At 45.0% G+C, this 20,101-nt stretch carries 20 protein-coding genes; 4 read left to right on the forward strand and 16 right to left on the reverse strand.

The genetic code is table 11. The annotated features are described in order from the left end of the window. The 5 genes from LWH95_RS03255 to LWH95_RS03275 form a co-directional block, all read right to left on the reverse strand. A complete protein-coding gene (locus tag LWH95_RS03255) occupies window positions 1-1,614 on the reverse strand; it encodes a YceG family protein (protein WP_232919012.1) in 1,614 nt (537 codons plus the stop codon). 83 nt (window positions 1,615-1,697) lie between these two features. Further along, window positions 1,698-2,471 (reverse strand): TerC family protein, encoded by a 774-nt coding sequence (locus tag LWH95_RS03260; RefSeq protein ID WP_003241239.1) that lies wholly within the window; start codon window positions 2,469-2,471, stop codon window positions 1,698-1,700. A 51-nt stretch (window positions 2,472-2,522) separates the two neighbouring features. Next, window positions 2,523-3,101 carry a TerD family protein gene (locus tag LWH95_RS03265; protein WP_003241242.1) on the reverse strand — a complete coding sequence of 193 codons (579 nt, stop codon included), beginning with the start codon at window positions 3,099-3,101 and terminating at the stop codon, window positions 2,523-2,525. A 35-nt stretch (window positions 3,102-3,136) separates the two neighbouring features. Next, window positions 3,137-3,718, reverse strand: coding sequence for a TerD family protein (locus tag LWH95_RS03270; RefSeq protein WP_003241245.1), 582 nt, complete (start codon window positions 3,716-3,718; stop codon window positions 3,137-3,139). Window positions 3,719-3,742: 24 nt separating this feature from the next. Beyond that, window positions 3,743-4,342 carry a TerD family protein gene (locus tag LWH95_RS03275; RefSeq protein WP_003241247.1) on the reverse strand — a complete coding sequence of 200 codons (600 nt, stop codon included), beginning with the start codon at window positions 4,340-4,342 and terminating at the stop codon, window positions 3,743-3,745. A 283-nt stretch (window positions 4,343-4,625) separates the two neighbouring features. Between LWH95_RS03275 and LWH95_RS03280 the strand changes: the two genes are divergently transcribed. After that, complete coding sequence (locus LWH95_RS03280) at window positions 4,626-5,621, forward strand: LLM class flavin-dependent oxidoreductase (RefSeq protein WP_232918946.1); 996 nt, start codon at window positions 4,626-4,628, stop codon at window positions 5,619-5,621. 37 nt (window positions 5,622-5,658) lie between these two features. Here LWH95_RS03280 and znuB read toward each other — a convergent pair whose 3' ends face one another. The 6 genes from znuB to rapJ form a co-directional block, all read right to left on the reverse strand. After that, the gene (gene znuB / locus LWH95_RS03285) at window positions 5,659-6,501 is read right to left on the reverse strand and encodes a zinc ABC transporter permease ZnuB (protein WP_003241251.1); all 843 of its coding nucleotides are present in this window, start codon (window positions 6,499-6,501) and stop codon (window positions 5,659-5,661) included. Next, a complete protein-coding gene (gene znuC, locus LWH95_RS03290; protein ID WP_003241253.1) occupies window positions 6,459-7,154 on the reverse strand; it encodes a zinc ABC transporter ATP-binding protein ZnuC in 696 nt (231 codons plus the stop codon). Before znuC ends, znuB begins: the two co-directional genes overlap by 43 nt. 54 nt (window positions 7,155-7,208) lie before the next feature. Continuing rightward, window positions 7,209-8,177 (reverse strand): metal ABC transporter substrate-binding protein, encoded by a 969-nt coding sequence (locus tag LWH95_RS03295; protein ID WP_232918947.1) that lies wholly within the window; start codon window positions 8,175-8,177, stop codon window positions 7,209-7,211. Between the two features lie 182 nt (window positions 8,178-8,359). Further along, complete coding sequence (locus LWH95_RS03300) at window positions 8,360-10,051, reverse strand: glycoside hydrolase family 13 protein (RefSeq protein WP_232918948.1); 1,692 nt, start codon at window positions 10,049-10,051, stop codon at window positions 8,360-8,362. Between the two features lie 24 nt (window positions 10,052-10,075). Next, window positions 10,076-10,852 (reverse strand): SDR family oxidoreductase, encoded by a 777-nt coding sequence (locus LWH95_RS03305; protein ID WP_232918949.1) that lies wholly within the window; start codon window positions 10,850-10,852, stop codon window positions 10,076-10,078. 107 nt (window positions 10,853-10,959) lie between these two features. After that, entirely contained in the window at window positions 10,960-12,081 is a 1,122-nt protein-coding gene (gene rapJ, locus LWH95_RS03310; RefSeq protein WP_232918950.1) for a response regulator aspartate phosphatase, read from the reverse strand. 122 nt (window positions 12,082-12,203) lie between these two features. Here rapJ and cwlK point away from each other — a divergent pair, with 122 nt between their 5' ends. Further along, window positions 12,204-12,707, forward strand: a complete 504-nt coding sequence (gene cwlK, locus LWH95_RS03315; protein WP_003241264.1) for a peptidoglycan L-alanyl-D-glutamate endopeptidase CwlK — start codon at window positions 12,204-12,206, stop codon at window positions 12,705-12,707. A 6-nt stretch (window positions 12,708-12,713) separates the two neighbouring features. Here cwlK and LWH95_RS03320 read toward each other — a convergent pair whose 3' ends face one another. Both LWH95_RS03320 and LWH95_RS03325 read right to left on the reverse strand, forming a co-directional pair. Next, window positions 12,714-14,075, reverse strand: a complete 1,362-nt coding sequence (locus tag LWH95_RS03320; RefSeq protein WP_232918951.1) for a YcdB/YcdC domain-containing protein — start codon at window positions 14,073-14,075, stop codon at window positions 12,714-12,716. A gap of 185 nt (window positions 14,076-14,260) precedes the next feature. Continuing rightward, window positions 14,261-15,676 carry a YcdB/YcdC domain-containing protein gene (locus LWH95_RS03325; RefSeq protein ID WP_232918952.1) on the reverse strand — a complete coding sequence of 472 codons (1,416 nt, stop codon included), beginning with the start codon at window positions 15,674-15,676 and terminating at the stop codon, window positions 14,261-14,263. A 173-nt stretch (window positions 15,677-15,849) separates the two neighbouring features. On the opposite strand from LWH95_RS03325, the gene LWH95_RS03330 reads away from it, so the two are divergent. Both LWH95_RS03330 and LWH95_RS03335 read left to right on the forward strand, forming a co-directional pair. Next, on the forward strand, window positions 15,850-15,957 hold the full coding sequence (locus LWH95_RS03330; protein WP_119913350.1) for a hypothetical protein: 108 nt from the start codon (window positions 15,850-15,852) through the stop codon (window positions 15,955-15,957). Window positions 15,958-16,002: 45 nt separating this feature from the next. Next, complete coding sequence (locus LWH95_RS03335; protein WP_019257388.1) at window positions 16,003-17,067, forward strand: DUF4352 domain-containing protein; 1,065 nt, start codon at window positions 16,003-16,005, stop codon at window positions 17,065-17,067. Between the two features lie 39 nt (window positions 17,068-17,106). On the opposite strand, the gene LWH95_RS03340 is transcribed toward LWH95_RS03335, so the two are convergent. The 3 genes from LWH95_RS03340 to natA form a co-directional block, all read right to left on the reverse strand. After that, window positions 17,107-18,039, reverse strand: a complete 933-nt coding sequence (locus LWH95_RS03340) for an aldo/keto reductase (protein WP_003241274.1) — start codon at window positions 18,037-18,039, stop codon at window positions 17,107-17,109. 135 nt (window positions 18,040-18,174) lie between these two features. After that, a complete protein-coding gene (gene natB / locus LWH95_RS03345) occupies window positions 18,175-19,335 on the reverse strand; it encodes a sodium ABC transporter permease NatB (RefSeq protein WP_232918953.1) in 1,161 nt (386 codons plus the stop codon). Further along, window positions 19,336-20,076, reverse strand: coding sequence for a sodium ABC transporter ATP-binding protein NatA (gene natA, locus LWH95_RS03350; RefSeq protein WP_064815247.1), 741 nt, complete (start codon window positions 20,074-20,076; stop codon window positions 19,336-19,338). Between the last annotated feature and the right edge of the window lie 25 nt (window positions 20,077-20,101).

Raw genomic sequence — 20,101 nt, forward strand, 5'->3', positions numbered from 1 at the left:
TTACTTTTGTGTAATCGTTCTGAACAGCCTTCTCACAAGCGAAGGCTCTTTATAGTCCTGCTGAAACACCATGTCGTCCAGCCAGTGGATATCATACTGATCCTCTTCAATAAACGGCTCAATGTCTTGATGGCCGGGTGGGTTATAAATGATGATATCGATTCCGATTTCATTCAGGAACAGCAGGGCTGCAGCATCTGAACGCGTGAGTCCGCCGCTCATTTCCGTATGATATAAAACGAGTTTCGGAACGGTTTGCGCATAATCGAACATTTGAATCAATTTCAGCAGTTTAGCAGGCAGGTTTGTTGTTTGTTTAAACAAGTAAATTTGAACATCCTTGACTTGCTCCTGATGCAAAGCCTTAAGCCGCGGGTGCCTGCACATTCTCGAAATCGTTTTGGCAATGGCAGTCTGAACGCCCGCCGGAAGCTGCTTGTACTGCCATACATTGCTTGCCATCAGCTTGTCAGGGTCAATGTTCCCCTCATGGTCAAGCGCGTGGCTGTAATGAAATTGATAGTTTGACTTTATTTCTTCTGTAAACGGAAAGCTTCTTACCATTTCTGTTTCCTGATAATCTGCTAATGTATGAAGCCTGTTCCAATATTCTTTATTGTCTTTCGACACACCCATTACCTTAGCAAATACATTCGGAATCTCGATGGAATGTTTTTCAGCTTTGAAATTCGGCCGAATAAAGGCACGCTCTTTCGTGATTAAAAACAGTTCATCATAGGTCGTTTTCAGCGTAACAGACATCGGCGTGTGATCTCTAAATTGCCATGGCTTGTACAGCATGGATTCCTCATGATTCAGCATATGTTCAATTTCCTTTGTTGAGCGGTAGGCCACTGTTGATTTCCGGTCCGGTTTTTCTTTCGGAAACGGCTGAAGCTCCGAAACATCCGGGAGTTTTTCCGTAAAACTGAGCTCCTGCATCGGTTCGACAAGCGCCAGCTGATCGGTTCCCGCCGGATGGAACAGCAGAACATCGCAGCCGACTAACATCAGATAATATAAGAAATAGAGCTGGCTTTTCGTCGCATCTCCGTACCAAACAACCTTTGGCATCTCCCGCTCTATATCGGTTTTTTCCAGCCAAGGATTCAGGTGATTCAAAGAAAACTTCGAGACATCAAGCAGCACTCTGCGAAAATCAGGATGATTCAACCCCTGCTCATGACTGTCTGCAAAGGTATGTAAAAGCGTCATCAGCGCTTTTCTTAAATGGCGTTGCATCAAGGGTTTCGAGTGCTTCGCAATCAGCCTTTCCCCGTCCAGAAAGGCAACAAAGCGGCTGACCGACAGCCCTTTTTCCTGCTGGTTGATGGAATGAATATGCTGGAGCTTTTGAAATGTTTCCGGCTCGATGGTTTTATCAAGCGTTTCACTCAGAATGGTAATGCGATCGTTTACAGACAGCTCATACAGCTCGTTATAGTAGTCCGTCTCATCAATAGGCGTACCCAATATCTGCCCGGCAAGACGAGAAAAAGAAAGGCCTTGTTCTGTTTCATAGTGATCCCGCTCGGGCAATGGCTGAAACAGCAGGCTTTTCCAATCCCCATCAGCCGGGACCGCTTTATGAATGGTTAGTTCTTCTTGTCTCATCATATCCTCCTTTCCGGTTTGTCATCGGACGATATTTCTGTAACAAAAAAGGAAGGATATTGAACCTCCCTCCTTGTTTTGTTTTATTCTTCTTTTGAAGCGGCTGTTTGTTCACGCACCTGCTTTTGTTTGTTGATGTAGTGAATGATAAAGGTTACCGCAAATGCAGCGATAATGATAATGAAGAATACAGAGTGCGGCATTTCGTAATGGAAAGCACTTGCCGCCATTTTCAGCGCGATAATTCCGATTAACACGAATGCTGTGTTTTCGAGCTCAGGAATTTTATCAATCAGGACAAGGAATACTTTTGCCACTGTACGCATCATTAGAATACCAAGCATACCGCCGATCAGAAGCACCCATACTTTTTCAGACACCGCAAATGCGGCCAGGATGCTGTCCACAGAGAAGGCAAGGTCCATCAATTCAACTGAAATAACAGTTGCCCAGAAGATACCGAATGTGCGGACCATCCAAGAGTTTTTCTTAATGCCGTCCGCTTCCTCTTCTTTTTCGCCGATCCAGAAGTGCTTAATGACGAGCCAAGCGAGATAAAGCGCGCCAAGCACCTTGATCCACCAGAATTTAATGAGGAGCATACCGAGCCCGATGAAAATAAACCTGAAAATATAAGCTCCAAACAAACCATACGTTAACGCTTTTTTCCGCTGTTTTTCCGGCAGGTGTTTGACCATCACCGCAAGAACAAGCGCGTTATCGGCCGATAAAAGGCCTTCCAGAACAACAAGGGAACCGATCAGACCCCAGGAAACAGGATCAGACAATACCTCTCCCCACATTTTCCAATCGAAAAATGAAGCATACGTAGACATGATATGATGTAAAAAGTCCAAGTTTTTTCCTCCTATTAATTTAAAACGGTGACTTCTCTATTTGTCACTCGCTTACACTTGCAAACCGTAGTTCCGGCACAATGCAGCCAGCCCGCCCGAAAAACCGCTGCCAATCGCATTGAATTTCCACTCGCCGCCGTGTCTGTAAAGCTCACAAACGACAACAGCTGTTTCAATGGAGAAGTCTTCTCCCAAGTCGAAGCGAAGAAGCTCATTCTGCGTCTCTTCGTCCACAACGCGCACAAACGCATTGGAAACTTGTCCAAAGTTTTGGCTGCGTGCTTCTGCGTCGTGAATGGTCACTGTGATGCCGATTTTCTCAATGTGAGCAGGGATTTTCGAAAAATCAACGATAATCTGCTCATCATCTCCGTCGCCCTCACCCGTGCGGTTGTCACCCGTATGGATGACACCGCCGCTCGGATGTTCAAGGTTATTATAGAAGACGAAATCGAGATCATTCACGCAGTTATCATGCGCATCAACTAAAAAGGCTGAAGCATCCAGGTCAAAATCGTGCCCGCCGGAGTACTTGTTTGTATCCCAGCCTAAGCCGATCACCGCTTTTGTGAGTCCCGGATTTGTTTTCGTTAAATCAATGCGCTGTCCTTTTGATAATTGAATGGCCATACTGCCTCTCTCCTTTCTGCTCTTCGTAATTGGTCTTAACCGACTTGCAAACCGTAGTCTGTTGCGATGCGGGCAAGACCGCCTTGGTAGCCTGAGCCGATAGCGGAGAATTTCCACTCGCCGTTATGTCTGTAAAGCTCCCCTGCAATGATTGCCGTTTCAATAGAGAAATCTTCCGCAAGGTCATAACGGATGAGCTCTTCATTTGTTTCTTCATTTACGATGCGAACGAACGCGTTTGATACTTGTCCAAAGTTTTGGCTGCGTGCTTCCGCTTCGTGAATTGTGATAACAAATGAGATTTTATCAATGTTAGCCGGCACAGCGCTGAGATTCACCTTTACATTCTCATCGTCGCCTTCGCCTAAGCCTGTCAGGTTATCGCCTGAGTGGACGACTGAACCGTTGCCGCCTTCAAGCTGATTGTAGAAAATGAAATCGTTTGGAGACGCGCATTTCCCTGCTGCATCTAACAGAAATACACTTGAGTCAAGGTCAAAGTCGTGCCCGCCGTCATACTTATTCGTATCCCAGCCTAAACCGACAACAACCTTTGAAAGACCCGGATTTGTTTTTGTCAAATCTACTTTTTGTCCTTTTGCCAATGAAATTGCCATGTTCCATCCACTCCTTTTTTTCTTTTACGCGTATCGGCTGATAATATCTTCTAATCTCGTATCATTTGTGCCTTCACCGATCGCCGCAAACTTCCACTCGCTGCCGCTGCGGTAGATTTCTGCTGTAATCAAGCTTGTTCTGCCGGCATAATTGTCTCTCAAATTGTATTTGAGCATTTCTTCATGATTCGATTGATCAACCACACGGATAAACGCATTTTGAATCATGCCAAAATCTTGTTTTCTTCTGACACAATCATAAATATTAACAACAAATACAAGCTTATCGATGTTTGCAGGCACTTTTTCCAAATCTATCATAATTTGCTCGTCATCGCCTGCACCGTCGCCTGTCAGGTTGTCGCCTGTGTGCTTTACACTGCCACAGCGGCTTTTCAGATTGCCGAAATAAATGACATTCTTTTTATCGGTGAATTTTCCGTTTTCCAGCATCAGTACTGAAGCGTCACAGTCGATATTTGCACCGCCTCCGCCAAGCAGTTTGCTGAAAAACCCTCCGCCTGAAGAAACCGGGTCCCAGCCGAGACCGACCATCAATTTTGACAGACCGGCTTTTCCTTTTGTTAAATCAATTCGCTGACCTTTTTCTAAAGAAATTGCCACACGATTCACTCCTACTCATCGAAATGTGAATATAGTCACATTTATTTTTAAGCTCACATGGAAAATAAGCCGTAAATTATTAATATATACGTTTGTTATTATATCAAAGTTTCGTTAAAGTTAAGAATAATTGACGAAAATCCTCGAAAAAAACCTTCCATATTTGCTATATGTTTTGCAAATGCTATGAAGTACACATCTTAAACAAACCATTTGACGTGAGCGAGTCATTTTGCCTATTCTTGTGTCACATTCTAAAAACAGACAGAAAGGAAGCGGCCTTTTGATTCATTTAAGCATACTTGATCAGGCACCTGTTTCTAAAGGAAAAAGCCCTGTGACGACTCTTCAGCATTCGGTTGAGCTAGCCCAATTAAGCGAACAGTGGGGCTATAAACGTTATTGGTTTGCTGAACATCACAGCACGAAAGGACTGGCAAGCACAGCGCCTGAAATCATGATCGCCCGCATCGCAGCACAGACAAGCACGATTCGGGTCGGGTCAGGCGGCGTGCTGCTGCCACAATACAGCCCGTTTAAGGTGGCCGAAACCTTTCGCCAGCTTGAGGCCCTGTATCCAAACCGGATTGACCTTGGCGTCGGGCGTTCCCCCGGCGGCACGACAAAAACCCGTCTTGCCTTAACGGACGGGGTGAAAAAAAGCTTAACCGATTTTAACAGACAGCTGCAGGATGTCTCTTATTTTCTCACGGATTCGCTTCCTGCCAGGCATCCGTATGCCGGAATCAAAGCGGCGCCCCTTATTGACACTGCACCGGAGCTGTGGGTGCTCGGTCTCGGTGAAAACAGCGCAAGACGCGCGGCGCACCAGGGCATTGGGTATGTGTTTGGGCATTTCATTAACCCCGAACGAGGAGAAAATGCGTTTCGCGTCTACAGGGAAAGCTTTCAGCCATCAGCCCATTTCTCGTCCCCGTCCGCCTTGTTTACGATTTTTGTCATTTGCGCAAAAACAGATGAAGAGGCAGAAGAGCTCGCATTAAGCCAGGATTTATGGCTTCTTCGCGTCGGAAAAGGCTTGGACAGCCGCGTGCCGAGTATCGAGGAAGCAAAAGCGCATCCCTACACAGAGTCCGATAAAAAACTTATAGAGGAAAACAGAAAGCGGATGGTGATCGGTTCTCCAAACACTGTCAAACAGCAGCTTTTAGAGCTCACAGACCACTATGAAACAAATGAAATTATGGTTCTGTGCAATGTGTTTGATTTTGAGGTGAAAAAAGAATCTTATGAACGTCTTGCTGAATTGTTTCTATAAAAAAAGCAGTTTTCCCTAGGGAAAACTGCTTTTCATGTTACTGGCGCCCTTTTTTACGCTGGGCTTCTTTTTTGATAAACATCCAAACTCCCTGAACCACAAATCCGATCAGCAGGAGAACGATCAAAAGCAGGGTAATGGACGGCCCTGGCGGCGTTCCGAGCTGATAAGATGATGTCAGTCCCATAAATACGCTGAATAACGAAATGAGTATGGCTGTGATAAATACCATGTTAAAGCCCTTAGCAATTCTGATGGCGAATGCTGCCGGCAATACGAGCAGGGCTGATACAAGAAGAACCCCGATGATCGGAATAATGACCGAGATCGCAAGGCCTGTGACGATACTGAATGACATCGACAGAACGTTTGTGTTTATTCCGGATGTTTTTGCTGTTGCTTCATCAAACGTCAGCAGGTAGAGCGGTCTTTTCAGTACGATAAAGTAAAGCAAAATCAGCAACGTAATGATGCCGATAATATACACCTGCTGCTGGTTTACTGTCACGAGCGAACCAAATAGATATTGATCGATGCTCATATTGGCGGTGCCTTTTGAAAGGCTGATTAAAAACATCGCGAAGGACAAACCAGCCGCCATTAAGATGGCAATGGATACTTCTGAATACGTCCGATATGCCCGCCGCATGTATTCAATCCCGATTGCGCCGATGGTCACGACGACTATGCTCGCCGCGGTAATATTGGTGCTGAGGAAAAAGCCGATGGCAACACCCGACAATGAAATATGCGAAAGTGTGTCAGCCATTAAGGCCTGTCTTCTGAGAACGAGATACACCCCTAAAATCGGGGCCATGATGGCAATCATGCCGCCTGCTAGAAAAGCTCGTCGCATGAATTCCAAGTCAAACATTTCCATCCGCCTTTTTCTCCTCTCTCTAATCGAATCACTTTATCTAAAAATTGCTGTACTTCATTTTGTTCGTGAGTAACCATCACAACTGTGCGGTTGTGATTTTTCACGAGATGGTGCATAAATTCGTAAAATCCTTTTCTGCTGTCATAGTCAACGGCTGTTGTCGGTTCGTCCAGCATTAAGAGGTCCGGATTGCTGGCAAGCATTCTGGCGATACAGATTTTCTGCTTCTGTCCGCCTGATAAGTCGCCGATTTTCCGATGGCGAAGCTCCCACATTTCCACCATTTTCAGCGCTTTTTCCACTTCGATATGATCTTCTTCATTTAAACGTTTAAACCATTTCCCTTTTGTATAGCGGCCTGACTGAACAAGCTCCAGCACCGTACTCGGAAAGCCGGCGTTAAATGAAGAAATTTGCTGCGGGACGTACCCTATTGTCAGGCGTTTTCCTTCTGTATTCCTTTTACTGATCGTCACCGTGCCTTCCCACGGTTTCAGCATGCCAAGCATCACCTTCATGAGCGTCGATTTAGAGGCGCCGTTTGGTCCCGTGATGCCGACAAACTCACCGCTTTCAATATCAAGTGATACTTTATCCAAAACAGGCGTGTGGGAATAGCCGAAAACGATATCTTTCAATGAGACGAGATTCATGTCAATCTTCCTTTCTCACAAAGAAATAGTGTGCACCCTCCGGCGCACACTATCTTATGATTTAACCAATAGTGAATCTTTCAGGGCATCGAGGTTTTGTTTCATAATGTCGATATACCCTAAACCTTTATCCTGTTCTTCTTTGCTTAAGCCTTCCAGTGTATTAAGCACTTCTGTCTTCGCGCCGATTTCACTGGCGAGCGTATCTGCGACCTTTGAGGATGCAATTTCTTCAAAGTAAATAACTTTTACGTTATGTTCTTTGGCATACGTTTTCAGCTTTGCCAAGTCGGCTGCGCTCGGTTCTTGGTCAGGCGAAATCCCTGCAATCGGAACCTGCGTCAAACCGTACTCTTTTGCCAGATAGCCAAAAGCTGTATGCTGCGTAATGAACTCTTTCTTCTCCGCTTTTTTTACGGTTGTACGATATAGTTTATCAAGATCCTGCAGTTTTGCAATATATTCTTTACTATTTTTCTCATAGTATTCTTTGTTATCCGGGTCCTGCTTTACGATTTGCGCCGTAATATTTTTAACTTCTTTCTGCGCCAGAACAGGACTGAGCCATACGTGAGGGTCCATTGCATGGCTGTGCTCATGCTCCCCATGTTCATGTTCCTCGTGCTCTTCATGTTCTTCTTCAGAGCCTTCCATTAAATCAATGCCTTTGCTCGCATTAACGAAAACGGCATGGCCTTGGCCCATGCTTTTTTCAGTTGACGGCACCCACGTCTCCATGTACTCACTATTATAAACGAACAAATCGGCATCTTGAATGTTGGCAATGTCTTTCGGCGTCGGTTCCCAATCATGAGGCTCGACGGAAGATGGAATTAACAGATCCACATCTCCTTTGTCTTTTACAATTTGTTTCGTAAATTCATACATCGGGTAGAACGTTGTGACAATGTGCAGTTTATCACTCTTCGAATCCGCTGACCCTTTTGTTGATGAGTTGCCGCATGCTGCCACTAATAAAAAGCACGCTGCAATCACAAACAAACCGCTCCATTTTTTAAACATATTGTATATCCCCTCTTTTTCATAGTGACTTAAATCAAAATGATAACGATTTTGTAATCCTATATCATAATAAACCGAAGTCATTACGTTTTGCAAGATTAATTTTCATTTTGATTTTATTCTTCCCGTCTATGGTGCGAATATATGTACTTAAAAAACCCGGCTGAAAAAGCCGGGATGAGTCATTTGACTGTTTTGTCGAGAAGATACACTCTGCTCTCGTAAGGCTGAAACACCATTTCATCAGCAAGATCACCGTTGTTTTTATAATTGCTGAGAAGCAGGGATGATTGCTCCTTGCCGCAGTGCTTAGGCCACCGGAAAACAGCTTGGTCTTTTGAAAAGTTATTGACCGACAAAAGCTGCTGTTTGCCGTTTTCTCTCATGTATACAAACAGCTGCGGATCATCCGGAAGCAAAAGGTCATAGCTCCCTTTGATGAGGTCAGCGTACTGCTTTCTCAGGCTGATCAGCTTTTTGTAATAGGTTAAGATCGAATCAGGGTCTGTCTGATCTTCCTCCACATTGATGGACGAGAAGTTCGGGTTGACCTTCAGCCAGGGCGTGCCGTCAGTAAATCCGGCATTCTTGCCGCTGCTCCACTGCATCGGTGTCCGGGCGTGATCCCTGCTTTTGGCTAAGACTGATCTCATCACATCTTCTGGATCATAGCCTTTTTCAAACACCCGTTTATGATACATATTGATCGTTTGGATATCTTTGTAGTCCTCAATCCGGGTAAACGGCGCGTTTGTCATCCCAATTTCTTCGCCCTGATATATATACGGCGTGCCCTTCATGAGATAAAGAACGGTGGCCAGCATTTTCGCGGATGCTTTGCGGTATTCCCCATCGTCTCCGAATCTGGACACAATCCGGGGCTGGTCGTGGTTGCACCAATACAATGTATTCCAGCCTTGATGTTCAAGCTTCTTTTGCCATGTTGTCAAAACCGATTTTAAATCAGAAAGCTCAAGGGGTTTCAGATCCCAATGTTCTTTTCCGGGCTGCTGGTCAAGCTCCATATGCTGAAAATGAAAAATCATATTTAGTTCATGCTTATCAGTTCCCGTATACTTCAGCCCTTCCTCCGGTGTGACACTGCCAACCTCTCCGACAGACATCACATCGTACCGGGAAAATACTTCATCTGTCATTTCTTTTAAATAGTCATGGATTCGTTCGCCATTTGGCTGGAAAGGCTTCGGCTCTGCCTGCTGATTGATATAGTCCTCATACGAAGGAAGATATTCTTTCTTAGAGATGAGATGGAGCTGATCAATGCGCAAGCCGTCCACCCCTTTATCGAGCCAAAATCTCATCATGTCAAATACCGCTTGGCGTACCTCAGGATGCTCCCAATTTAAATCAGCTTGTTTGACAGCATTCATGTGGAGATAATATTCCCCCGTATGCTCCTCGTATTGCCAAACCGGGCATCCATAGTCAGACACCCAGTCCGTCGGCGGGCCGTTCTTTGTGCCGGGGCGCCAAAAGTAATAGCTGCGGTATTTACTGTTTTTGTCCAGCTCCGCTTTTTTAAACCACGGATGCTCGACCGAGGTGTGATTTAACACAAAGTCCATCACCAGCTTTAACCCGCGATGGTGCACCTGGTCAAGCAGCTCGTGAAAATCATCCATCGTTCCGTAAGAATCCATAATCGTCTTATGGTCCGTCACATCATAACCGTAATCAACATTCGGAGAAGGATAAATCGGGCAAATCCAAATCACATCTGCCCCGAGTTCCTTTATGTAGTCAAGACGGGAAATGATCCCCCGCAAGTCTCCAATTCCATCTCCATTGCTGTCCTGAAAGCTCCTTGGATAAATTTGATACACCACCGCATCCTTCCACCACTCTGTTTTCATCCCGCAGTCCCCCTGTTTTGTGTTCTATTCAAGCTGAGACGGATAAAGTGTCATTCCGCCATCGACGAAGAGTGTTGTGCCGGTCACATAGCTTGCTTCCTCAGATACGAGCCAAGCAGCTGCTGCCGCCACCTCTTCCGGTTTTCCGAAGGCTTTCATCGGGATTTTTTTCAGTTGTTTTTGCCTGCTCTCTTCCTTTTTCGTATCAACATTTGATTCTGTGGCAATGGTGCCGGGTGCTATCGCGTTGACGCGGATTCCTTTATCCGCATAGTTGAGCGCAAGCGTTTCTGTCATCATCTTGATACCGCCTTTGGACGTGGAATACTGAACGTTGACGGGGCGCGGGATCTGCTGGTGAACACTCGAGATATTCAGCACATTGCCTTTGATATTGTTTTTCATCATGTGGCTAAGCGCTGCTTTTGCTCCCATAAAGGTTCCGGTGACGTTGACATCAATGACTCTCTGCCAATCTTCAAGGCTCATCTCATGCGGCATGGCCTCCGCGCCGTTAAAGCCGGAGTTGTTCACCATCACATCAAGTGTGCCGAAATGCTCTAAAGCGGCGTCCAAGAGCGCCTGAATCCCTTCTTCTTTTGACACGTCCGCCTCAACTGCGACGGCCTGCCCTCCGTTATTCTTAATGATGTCCACAGTTTCATCGGCTCCCGACGGATCGCTGTGATAGTTCACGACAACATTCATTTTCTCTTGTCCGAACCGTTCCGCAATGGCTCTCCCGATTCCTTTTGAAGAGCCTGTCACAATCGCTGTTTTTCCGGTTAAGTCTTTATACATAAACGATATCCTCCTCTGAATTTTCATTATGCAGTGGAAAATACCCTATTTTTCCGGGTTGGAAACAGCATAAAAAAGCAGAGAACCTGTATGTTCTCTGCCATCTTCTATTGAAAACGCTGCTCGGCAAGCGTTTTTTTAATGTTCATCAGCCTGCGGTAAAAGAATGCGGCGGACTCGTAGCGTTCTTGCTGATTGAAGCGTTCCGCTGTATCATGCAGCAGTTCTTCAGCATCGGCAAGAAGCTGGCGGGATTCCAGCAGGTCAAAGCATTCTTCAAGCACGCTCCGGTCGCCGTCGCCAAGATACAGCTCATGAATGAGGCGGAATTTCGTTAAGTACATGTCATCTTCCCATTCAGCCGCGCTCTTTATCCCGCGGCCATACATCTCTAACGCTTTGTCGTATTTTCCCTGTTTACAGTAGATATGGGTCAGTGAAAAAACAGCTTGAACGGCCTGCTGAAAGTTGTGCTCCTCAAAAATGGCTGCGGCTCTTTTGAAATAGCCCTCTGCTTCACTGAAATCGCCCAGACTGTATTTGCAGTGTCCGACATTATAATGGGCAGCGGCAATCATATACGCTTCCTCAAGCTGTCTTGCATGATCTAAGGCGCTGCACAAGTGTGTCAGCGCTTTTTCATGATGATAAACATCGGTCAAATTTCCGGCGATGATAAATTCACACTGTACGCGGCGGCGCCCGTACAGTTCATATTTCGTATAAATATCAAGCGCCTGGCTCGCATAATTCATGGAAAAATATGTTTGTTTGATGTGATAATACACTTCGGCAACCTTAAAAAGAAACTCAGCTTTTTCGATCTCATCCTCGACATACTCGAGCTTTTCCTCGGCATGTTTATAATGGTCAATCGCTAATATAAAATTTTTCTGCTTAAATTCGTACATTCCTCTGAAATAATAAAAGTAGTATTCCAATAAGCCTGTGAGTTTTTGCTGATTGCTTTCAATTTCTTTCAGCATATCAGAGAACGGAGGCTTGGTGTCGCTGTCTTTCACCGGCATCAGCTTATCGAGCATGATTCGATGCCGGAATTCCATCAAAGAAAAATATAAAAGCAAGTCCTGATTTTCTTCCATGTCTTCTAAATCGTATTCAATCTCCTGCTTTAACGCTTCTGCTTGATCTGCTTCAAATGCGCGAATGAGCTTGTACCATTCGTTTAGCTTTACTGCTACTTCTTCAGATGGAATCTTTGCTCTCATCGGTCTGCCTCCTTCCTCCTGCTACTATTTATGTTATATTTTATCATAGCTGTTCTCTTTTAGAGAGAGTCAATCTCTTAAAAGCGTTAACATTCAACACATCATGAGAAAGTGAGACCGATATGAAATTATCCGCAAAAACATCCGTTATCTTATGTATTCTGTTTCTTCTTGATCTGTGTTTTAGTTATATACGGCACGAATGGCATTCTCAAAACGCCCTGCAGGATATGCCCGTTCCTTCGGCTCTTCATCCGATTGTGAAGCAGAATGCCGACGCTCTAAAGGCCGCAGCAGCGAATAAAGGCATTAGCGTTGTCATTACAGAAGGATTCAGGTCCTTTAAGGAACAAGACGAATTATATAAACAGGGACGTACAAAAAAAGGGAATATTGTCACCTATGCAAGAGGAGGGGAATCGTATCATAACTATGGTTTAGCTATTGATTTCGCCCTTCAAAAAAAGGATGGCAGCATCATATGGGATATGGAATATGACGGCAATCAAAACGGAAAATCAGATTGGCTGGAGGTTGTCGAGATTGCTAAGAAACTCGGTTTTAAGTGGGGCGGGGACTGGAAACGATTCAAGGACTACCCCCACTTGGAGATGATTCCTGACTAGACACCCTCACAGCCTTTTCTTTTTCCTTATGTGCGCATCAATATAGGAAGGATAAACCGGCTTATATACAAGTTTGTAATGCTGACCGCTGCCTGCTGTAAAATCAGGCTGCCATTCCAGCTTCACATCAAAAGCGGCTAAAAACGTTTCTCTCGCTTCTTCAGCTGAAACATCCGGCCTGTGATTTATTGTTTCTAATTGTTCAGGGTCAATATCCGGCGCCATAAAAGCGTCAATCTTTCCGGTTTCCGGATTGACAATGATGCGGGCAGCGCCGAACCGCAGCGGCACTTCTTTATACCAGACAGAAAAATGATTGCGGACCCTCCCTCTTTCATCAATTCGGACGGGATTCACTTTGAAAAACTCAGCCGCTCTCGGATAGAGGGCATACAAAAATTGAAGCGCTGTCTCCTGGCATTCTTCCGTTGAGCATTGGCGGGTGTTCCGCTGGTCCATAAAAGAGATCGCCGCTTTTAATTTTCCTGTTCTTTTATCAGTCTTCATTTTGATTGTGTTTTTATTTCTCGTTTCAAAATAGCTTCCTATGCTTAAATCCCTCCGCTCCGGCGCAGTGCCTTTGCGCCACGTGCTTCCCATTTCTTCTCCAAAGTCCTTTTCACTGACTTTCTGCATATCAGAGGTGAGGCCCAGCATGGCATATATATCGATTTCGTCCGTGTTCTGAAGCGGCGGCAGGGGCGCCCCGTTTTCTATTCTTTCATCTGCAATATGCTGGTCGGGCACGATTTCGTCTACATCCGCGGGATAGCTGTATCCCGGCAGAATCGGTTCATACACAAGCCTGGGTGACTGTTCGCCATCAATGACATCGTACATCAGCTGCAAAGACATTGTATTTAAGTAATGAGACACAACCTTCTCTTTTGCTACAAATTCCTTTGGAACTTCGGCTTTATGCTCTTCTCCGTAATATAAAAAATGGACAATCTGTCCGCTGCGTGTCATATCAATTAAAAAGCCTGAATTGGGAAGCGGAAGCCCCAGTTCCATTTTGGTATAGACAAAACGGACGTGCTGCCCCCGTTCTTCCTTGCCTTGAAAATGAAATTTCATAAATGTGCCGGGATGGTTGGCAGCAGCAAACTGAAGAGCCGTCAGCTTCAGCTCGGCATCTGGAAGTTTTTTGTCTGCCTCAGAGCGCACGGTTGTTGAAAAGGTGAGTAAAGCACCATCATTTCCGAGTTCAACTATAATGTGCTTTTCCGGATCTTCAGGGTCCTTCCAGATGAAATATGCCTGCCCCTTCTTCTTTTGCTTCTGGTCGTAATCTTCTATCTCAAGCTCATAATGAGGCGGTACATTCCCGATCTCTTGCGCCTTCTTTTTCAGCTGTTTAGTAACCAATGAAGTCATCCTTTCAAAGAGTCTACGACAAAGAGAATCCTGTTTATTATATAAAAAGACCTTTCTTCATTTAAAGTGAAGAAAGGTCCTTTTCTATTATTGTCATTGTTTTTCAATATCCTTTCTGCTACTTTCATCACATATCACCTTTTACAACTGCGGCATTTATGTGACTTTTGATTGTTTTACCATGAACTGATAACGGGCTCTCCTGTATGGGCTTCAATAAAACGCGGATACACCGGTTTGTAGACGAGCCGGTAGGTGTGTTCTTCATCATCACGGTATTCTCTCTCCCAGCCCAGCTCAACTCTAAAATGCTGCCAAAAAATAGACTTGGCTTGTTCTGCAGAAATGGACGGAACGGGATGAATGGTTTCCAGCTCCTTTGGGTCAATATCCGGTCCCATATAAACGGTAATGTGCCCTGTCTGGCGGCTGACGCAGATTCTGATCTGCCCAAACCGGAGCGGGACCCCGTGACAGTGCGCTTCAAATGTAAAACCAGCGACTGCGTTTTCTTCTTTATCCGGTTCATCGTACCTGATCTTAAAATATTGATCGGCATTCGGAAATAAAGCAAACAGGAAGCGAAGCGCAATTTTTTCGCACTCTGCCTCAGTTACTGTCAACGGCCCCTTTTTCTCCATAAATGACATGACGTCTTCGAGTTTTCCGGTTTCTTTGTTATGGATGGTTTTCAGCACTTGATGAGTCCGCCCTTTCAACCAGCTGTCCATGCTTTTATCAGCCGGTTGATACACAGGATCATCCGGATTCCGCCAAACGGTCCCGATTCTCCCATCTCCCAAATCCGTTTCCCGCTCTTTGACAAAACCTTTTTCGATACCGATCATGCTTCTAGGATCAGCCTTTTCGTGAATGTCCTCGAATAAAGGGAGAGGAAAGCTTTCCCGCTCCCTGTCATCGTCTTCATCAAATTCTTTTTCTTCTTGAACCAAATCCGCAGGTACGGTAATGGCCCTGCATTCAGGCTCATACACCAAATGCGGCTGATCGTCCCCGTTTTTGTAAACAGAACGATGGAGAACCTCAAACAAAAGGTCGAACTCCACGTCCTTCTTGATGAAGGCAAGCGCCTCTTCATAATTCGCGACCCGCTTTGGCTTGATGATGCTGCCCGCTTTGCCATAATAGCGGAAGTAAATGATCTCACCTGATAAGGAAACTTCAGCCATAAATCCGCTCATGGGAAGAGGAAGCCCGTCTTCTATTTGAACATATGAAAATCTCACTTTATCGTCGTATGTACGGTCATTTTCTTCACGGACAAAGGCAGAGAGCGCGCCGGGATAATGAGTCTCGACAAATTGGCGCATGATATCCTCCAATTGCTGCTCAGACAGCCTTTCTTCGCTTTCAGGCTCAATATCACGGGAAAGGGATTCCGGCTGCCCGTCCGTCCCAAGTTCCACGATAATGCCGATGTGTTCATCCTGAGGATCTACCCAACAAAAATGTGCTCTTTTCTCATCATCGCCATAATCTTCAATTTCCAGTTTTAAGTGTGTCGGCACCCGGCCGATTTCCAGTGCTTTTTGTTTCAGTTCCTCTTTTTTCACCAAGACGGCTCCTTTCATTATTCTTATGTCCCCTTCAACTAATCAAAAAGTAGTAGTCTAAAATACACAAATTTCTGAGTTTACCAGTTTTACCAGAACATTTTTCACCAAAAATAGTATGATGAACCTATTCAATATAAAAGCTAATAATCTTAAAATTAATTCCGTTGTAACTTTTTATAGGTCCATTCATGACAAAGAAGGGCGGAGTTTCCAGAAAATCCGGTGAAAACCGTGAGAAAAGAACTGATTTTTTTGGTTATATGATGCTAATCCATTCAAAAAGATCCATTTCTTAAAGACAAAAGACTCCCTTCCCTAAACCATTTGAGGAGGAAAAATGAATGTTTCAGAAAAAAACGTACGCTATTTTCCTAATTCTTCTGCTGATGTTGTTTACAGCTGCTTGTTCCGGAAGCAAAACAAGCGCGGAGAAGAAAAATTCAGAAACAGAAAAAAGCTCAGATATAGCTCAAGTCAAAATCAAAGATGTCTCTTATACACTTCCGTCCCAGTATGATAAGTCCACTTCAGATGACCAGCTTGTGTTAAAAGTCAATGTCGCTGTGAAAAACACAGGAAAAGAACCGCTTAATGTAGACAGTATGGATTTCACTTTGTATCAAGGTGATACCAAAATGTCTGACACAGATCCTGAAGACTATAACGAAAAGCTTCAAGGCAGCACGATTAACGCTGACAAGTCCGTTGAAGGAAACCTTTTCTTCGTTGTAGATAAAGGCGAGAAATACGAGCTTAACTATACACCTGAATCTTACGGTGATAAAAAGCCGAAATCAGTTACTTTCAAAATTGACGGAAAAGACAAAAAAATACTTGCGACAGCAGACCAGCTCCAAGACTCTGCAAAAGCGTTATCAGCTTATGTTGATGTCCTTCTTTTCGGTAAAGACAATGCTGATTTTGAAAAAATCACCGGTGCCAACAAAAATGAAATTGTAAATGATTTCAACGAGTCCGCCAAAGACGGCTATCTCTCAGCTTCCGGCCTTTCCAGCACATATGCGGACAGCAAAGCGCTTGATAATATCGTGAACGGCATTAAAGCGGGATTAAGCAAAAACTCTTCCATTCAGGCGAAAACAACTTCGATCTCCAAAGACGAAGCGATTGTTGAAGCCACAATTAAACCAGTAGATGCATCTTCACTCTCAGATCGCATCGAAGACAGAGTGAAAGACTACTACAGCAAAAATGCTGGCGCAAGCTATGAAGAAGCTGTGAAATACGCGCTTCAAGTATATCCTGAGGAATTCAAAAAGCTCGGGCCGGCTTCATCTGAAAAAACGGTTGAAGTGAAAATGAAGAAAAATGACATCGACCAATGGCAGCTTGATATGGACGATTACAGAGCAGCAGAATTAGTCGAAGCATTCATTAAAGAATAAAACCCCAAAAGGAAATAGCCTCCAAGGCTATTTCCTTTTTTATGTGAAAATCTCACTGATGAAATTCGACTCATCTTCGGTCAGTTCTATGTTCAAGGTTTTCAGGTTATCCTTCAGCTGTTCCGGACGCTTAGCACCTGGAATGATGGCGTCTATCGCCGGTCTCGTTAACAGCCACGCCAAGGCGACATGTGCCGTCTCCGCTTGTTTTTCCTCCGCTACCGCTTTCAGCTTGTCTACTTTTTTGAGATTGTGAATAAACGTTTCTCCCTGAAATTGCGGCTTGTCCTTTCTAAAGTCTTCGAAGACCGTGTCTTTCGTGAATTTTCCTGTCAGCAGTCCGGACGCGAGCGGAAAATAAGGAATAAAGGAAATGCCGTGTTTTTCACAGTACGGAAGCAGCTCCTTTTCGGCATCACGCTGAATAAGCGAGTATTCTGCCTGAAAGACCTCCAAATAGCCGTCTGCATTACATTCCTGCAATTGCTGATAGTCGAGGTTCGAAGCGCCGATCGCTTTGATTTTCCCCTCATCCTTCAGCTCCTTCAGCGTGCCTGCCACTTCAGCGAGAGGCGTTTTGCCATCCGGGAAATGAACATAATACAAATCAATGTAATCTGTTTTCAGCCGCTTCAGGCTCTTTTCCACCTCGCCGCGAAGAAATTCACGGCTGTTGTCTAGTTCAATGCTGCCGTTCACTTCTTTATGGGCCCCTTTGGTAGCAATAATGAGATCATTCCGCACGCCGCGTTCCCGCACGACCTCGCCGATTAGTTCTTCGGAACGCCCCAGTCCATATATAAAGGCGGTGTCGATAAAGTTCACGCCGCCATCCAATGCCGTGCGCACCAAATCTTTCCCTGTTTCATCATTCAGGTTCGGAAATAGATTATGCCCGCCGACCGCATTCGCACCGAATCCGATCCGCTTCACCTGCAGCTTCGTCTTGCCAAGTGTACGTGTTTGATCCATTGTTCCTTCTCCTTTGAAACCAATTTTGATGAAAAATAGTGCAGGGTCACTTTCTGTATTAGATATCCTTTTTCTATTTTCCTTCTTTTTTCAGGATATACAAAAAGGAGAAAGTGTATTTCTCCTTTTGCAAGTTTATTTTGGCAGAACCCATTTATCTTTCAAGAAACAGGCTCTGGCCAGTAAATAGAAAATGGCGATAAGCACGGCAATGGTTCCTGACGTGCACAAAATGGCAACCGGGTCAACCATCCCGAATAAAAGCTGTTTGAATAACGCATGCAGGTTCAGAAACGGGATGACAAAGTACGATAAATCAAATTGGTTCGGTGCCTTGCTGAAGATGAAAAACATCGGGAACATAGGCAGAAAGACGACGAGAGACATATAGCTTTGCGCTTCTTTTACCGAGCTGGAAATGATGCTGATGAAAAGCTCCATCGCAGAGATCAGCAATGCAGAAAGCACAATGATGAGGGCTGAAGCGCCGATTACACTCCACATATGATCTCCGAGTTGGAAGGCCGTCTTTAAATTTTCGGTAAATAACACGGTGGACAAAATCAAAAACACCAAAGCCAATACACCTGAGGCAACTCCAAAAGTAGAAACCGCAAGCCACTTGCCGACCAGCACTTTGTTTCTGCTGACTGGCGTCAACAGCAGCGCCTCGATTGATTTCCGGTCCTTTTCCCCGGCCATGATATCAAGAGCAATCGGCATTGCGCCGGAAACAATGGATGTTAGGATCAGCATGGGCAGAATGGCAGAAATCATAATAGCGGAAGCCCCTTTCTCCTCGTCCGCTTCCTTTTGCTGAATCGTAAACGGCTGGATCACCGATTGATCAATATGTTTATCGGTTAAACGTTCCTGCACAATTTCATTTTTGTATTGATCTAAGGCAGACTGCACAAGCTGCATGGCATTTGACGACCCTTGATCGATTGAATTGCCATACACATCAACCTCAAAAGGCGTCATGCTGTTGACATATGAGTTGAACTCTTTCGGGACGTTCAAATAGGCATCTGCTTTTCCATCATCAACCGCTTCTTTAGGCTTTGCAAATGTTTTTACGCTGATCTCGTCAATCGCATTGAGCTTGTTTTCCAGTGCGGGCGGCAGAGAATGGCCGACAGCCAGTGTGTATTGCTCCCCTTTGTCGGACAGCATGCTTTCATAAAAGAAGACAAGCCCGAGCATTGTAATCATCGGAACTAAGATCGTGAGTAAAATCGTTTTTCTGTCGCGCAAAGCGTCGATCATTTCTTTTTTATAAATGTGGCTCAGCATTTAAGAAATCCCCCTGACAAGCTTAGACATAAAGATGTAATTCAAATCCTCGCTCCGCTCGCTCTCGTATAATGATTCAAGCGCTCCCCGGTAAATCACCTCTCCGCTGTGAATCATGATGACACTGTCACAGAGCGCCTGCACTTCCTCCATAATGTGGCTGGAGAAAAGAATGGTTTTTTGTTCTCTTTTCAGCTGCTGGATGAATTCGCGAAAGATGTTGCTGGATGTAATATCAAGCCCTGTTGTCGGCTCATCAAATAAAATGATGTCAGGATCGTGAATCAGCGCCCTGGCTATCGCGACTTTCTGCCTCATGCCTTTCGAAAACCCGCCCACTCTGCGGTTCATATAATCGCGCATGCCGAACCGTTTCGATAAATCTTCTATTCTGGCTTTGATCTCGTGACGGTTCAGTCCGTACAGCCGGCCGAAATATTGCAGATTTTCTTTAGCGGTCATCCTGTCGTAAAGTCCGGTTTCTCCTCCGAATAAGACGCCGATTCTTTTTTTGACCTCGGCCGGCTGCTTGACCGTGTCAAAGCCGGCTACTGTGATTGCACCCTGTGACGGTTCAAGCAAGGCAGCAATCATTCTCAGCATCGTCGTTTTGCCGGCACCGTTTTCTCCGAGAATGCCGACGACTTCTCCTTTTTGAATTGTTAGGCTTACATCTCGCACCGCTTTGACTACTTTTTTCTTATCATGAAACCTGCGGCTGCAATCGGTCAGTGTAATCATGTCACAATCTCCCTTTTCGTTATTT

This window comes from Bacillus sp. G16, assembly GCF_021282335.1.
Classification (GTDB): domain Bacteria; phylum Bacillota; class Bacilli; order Bacillales; family Bacillaceae; genus Bacillus; species Bacillus inaquosorum.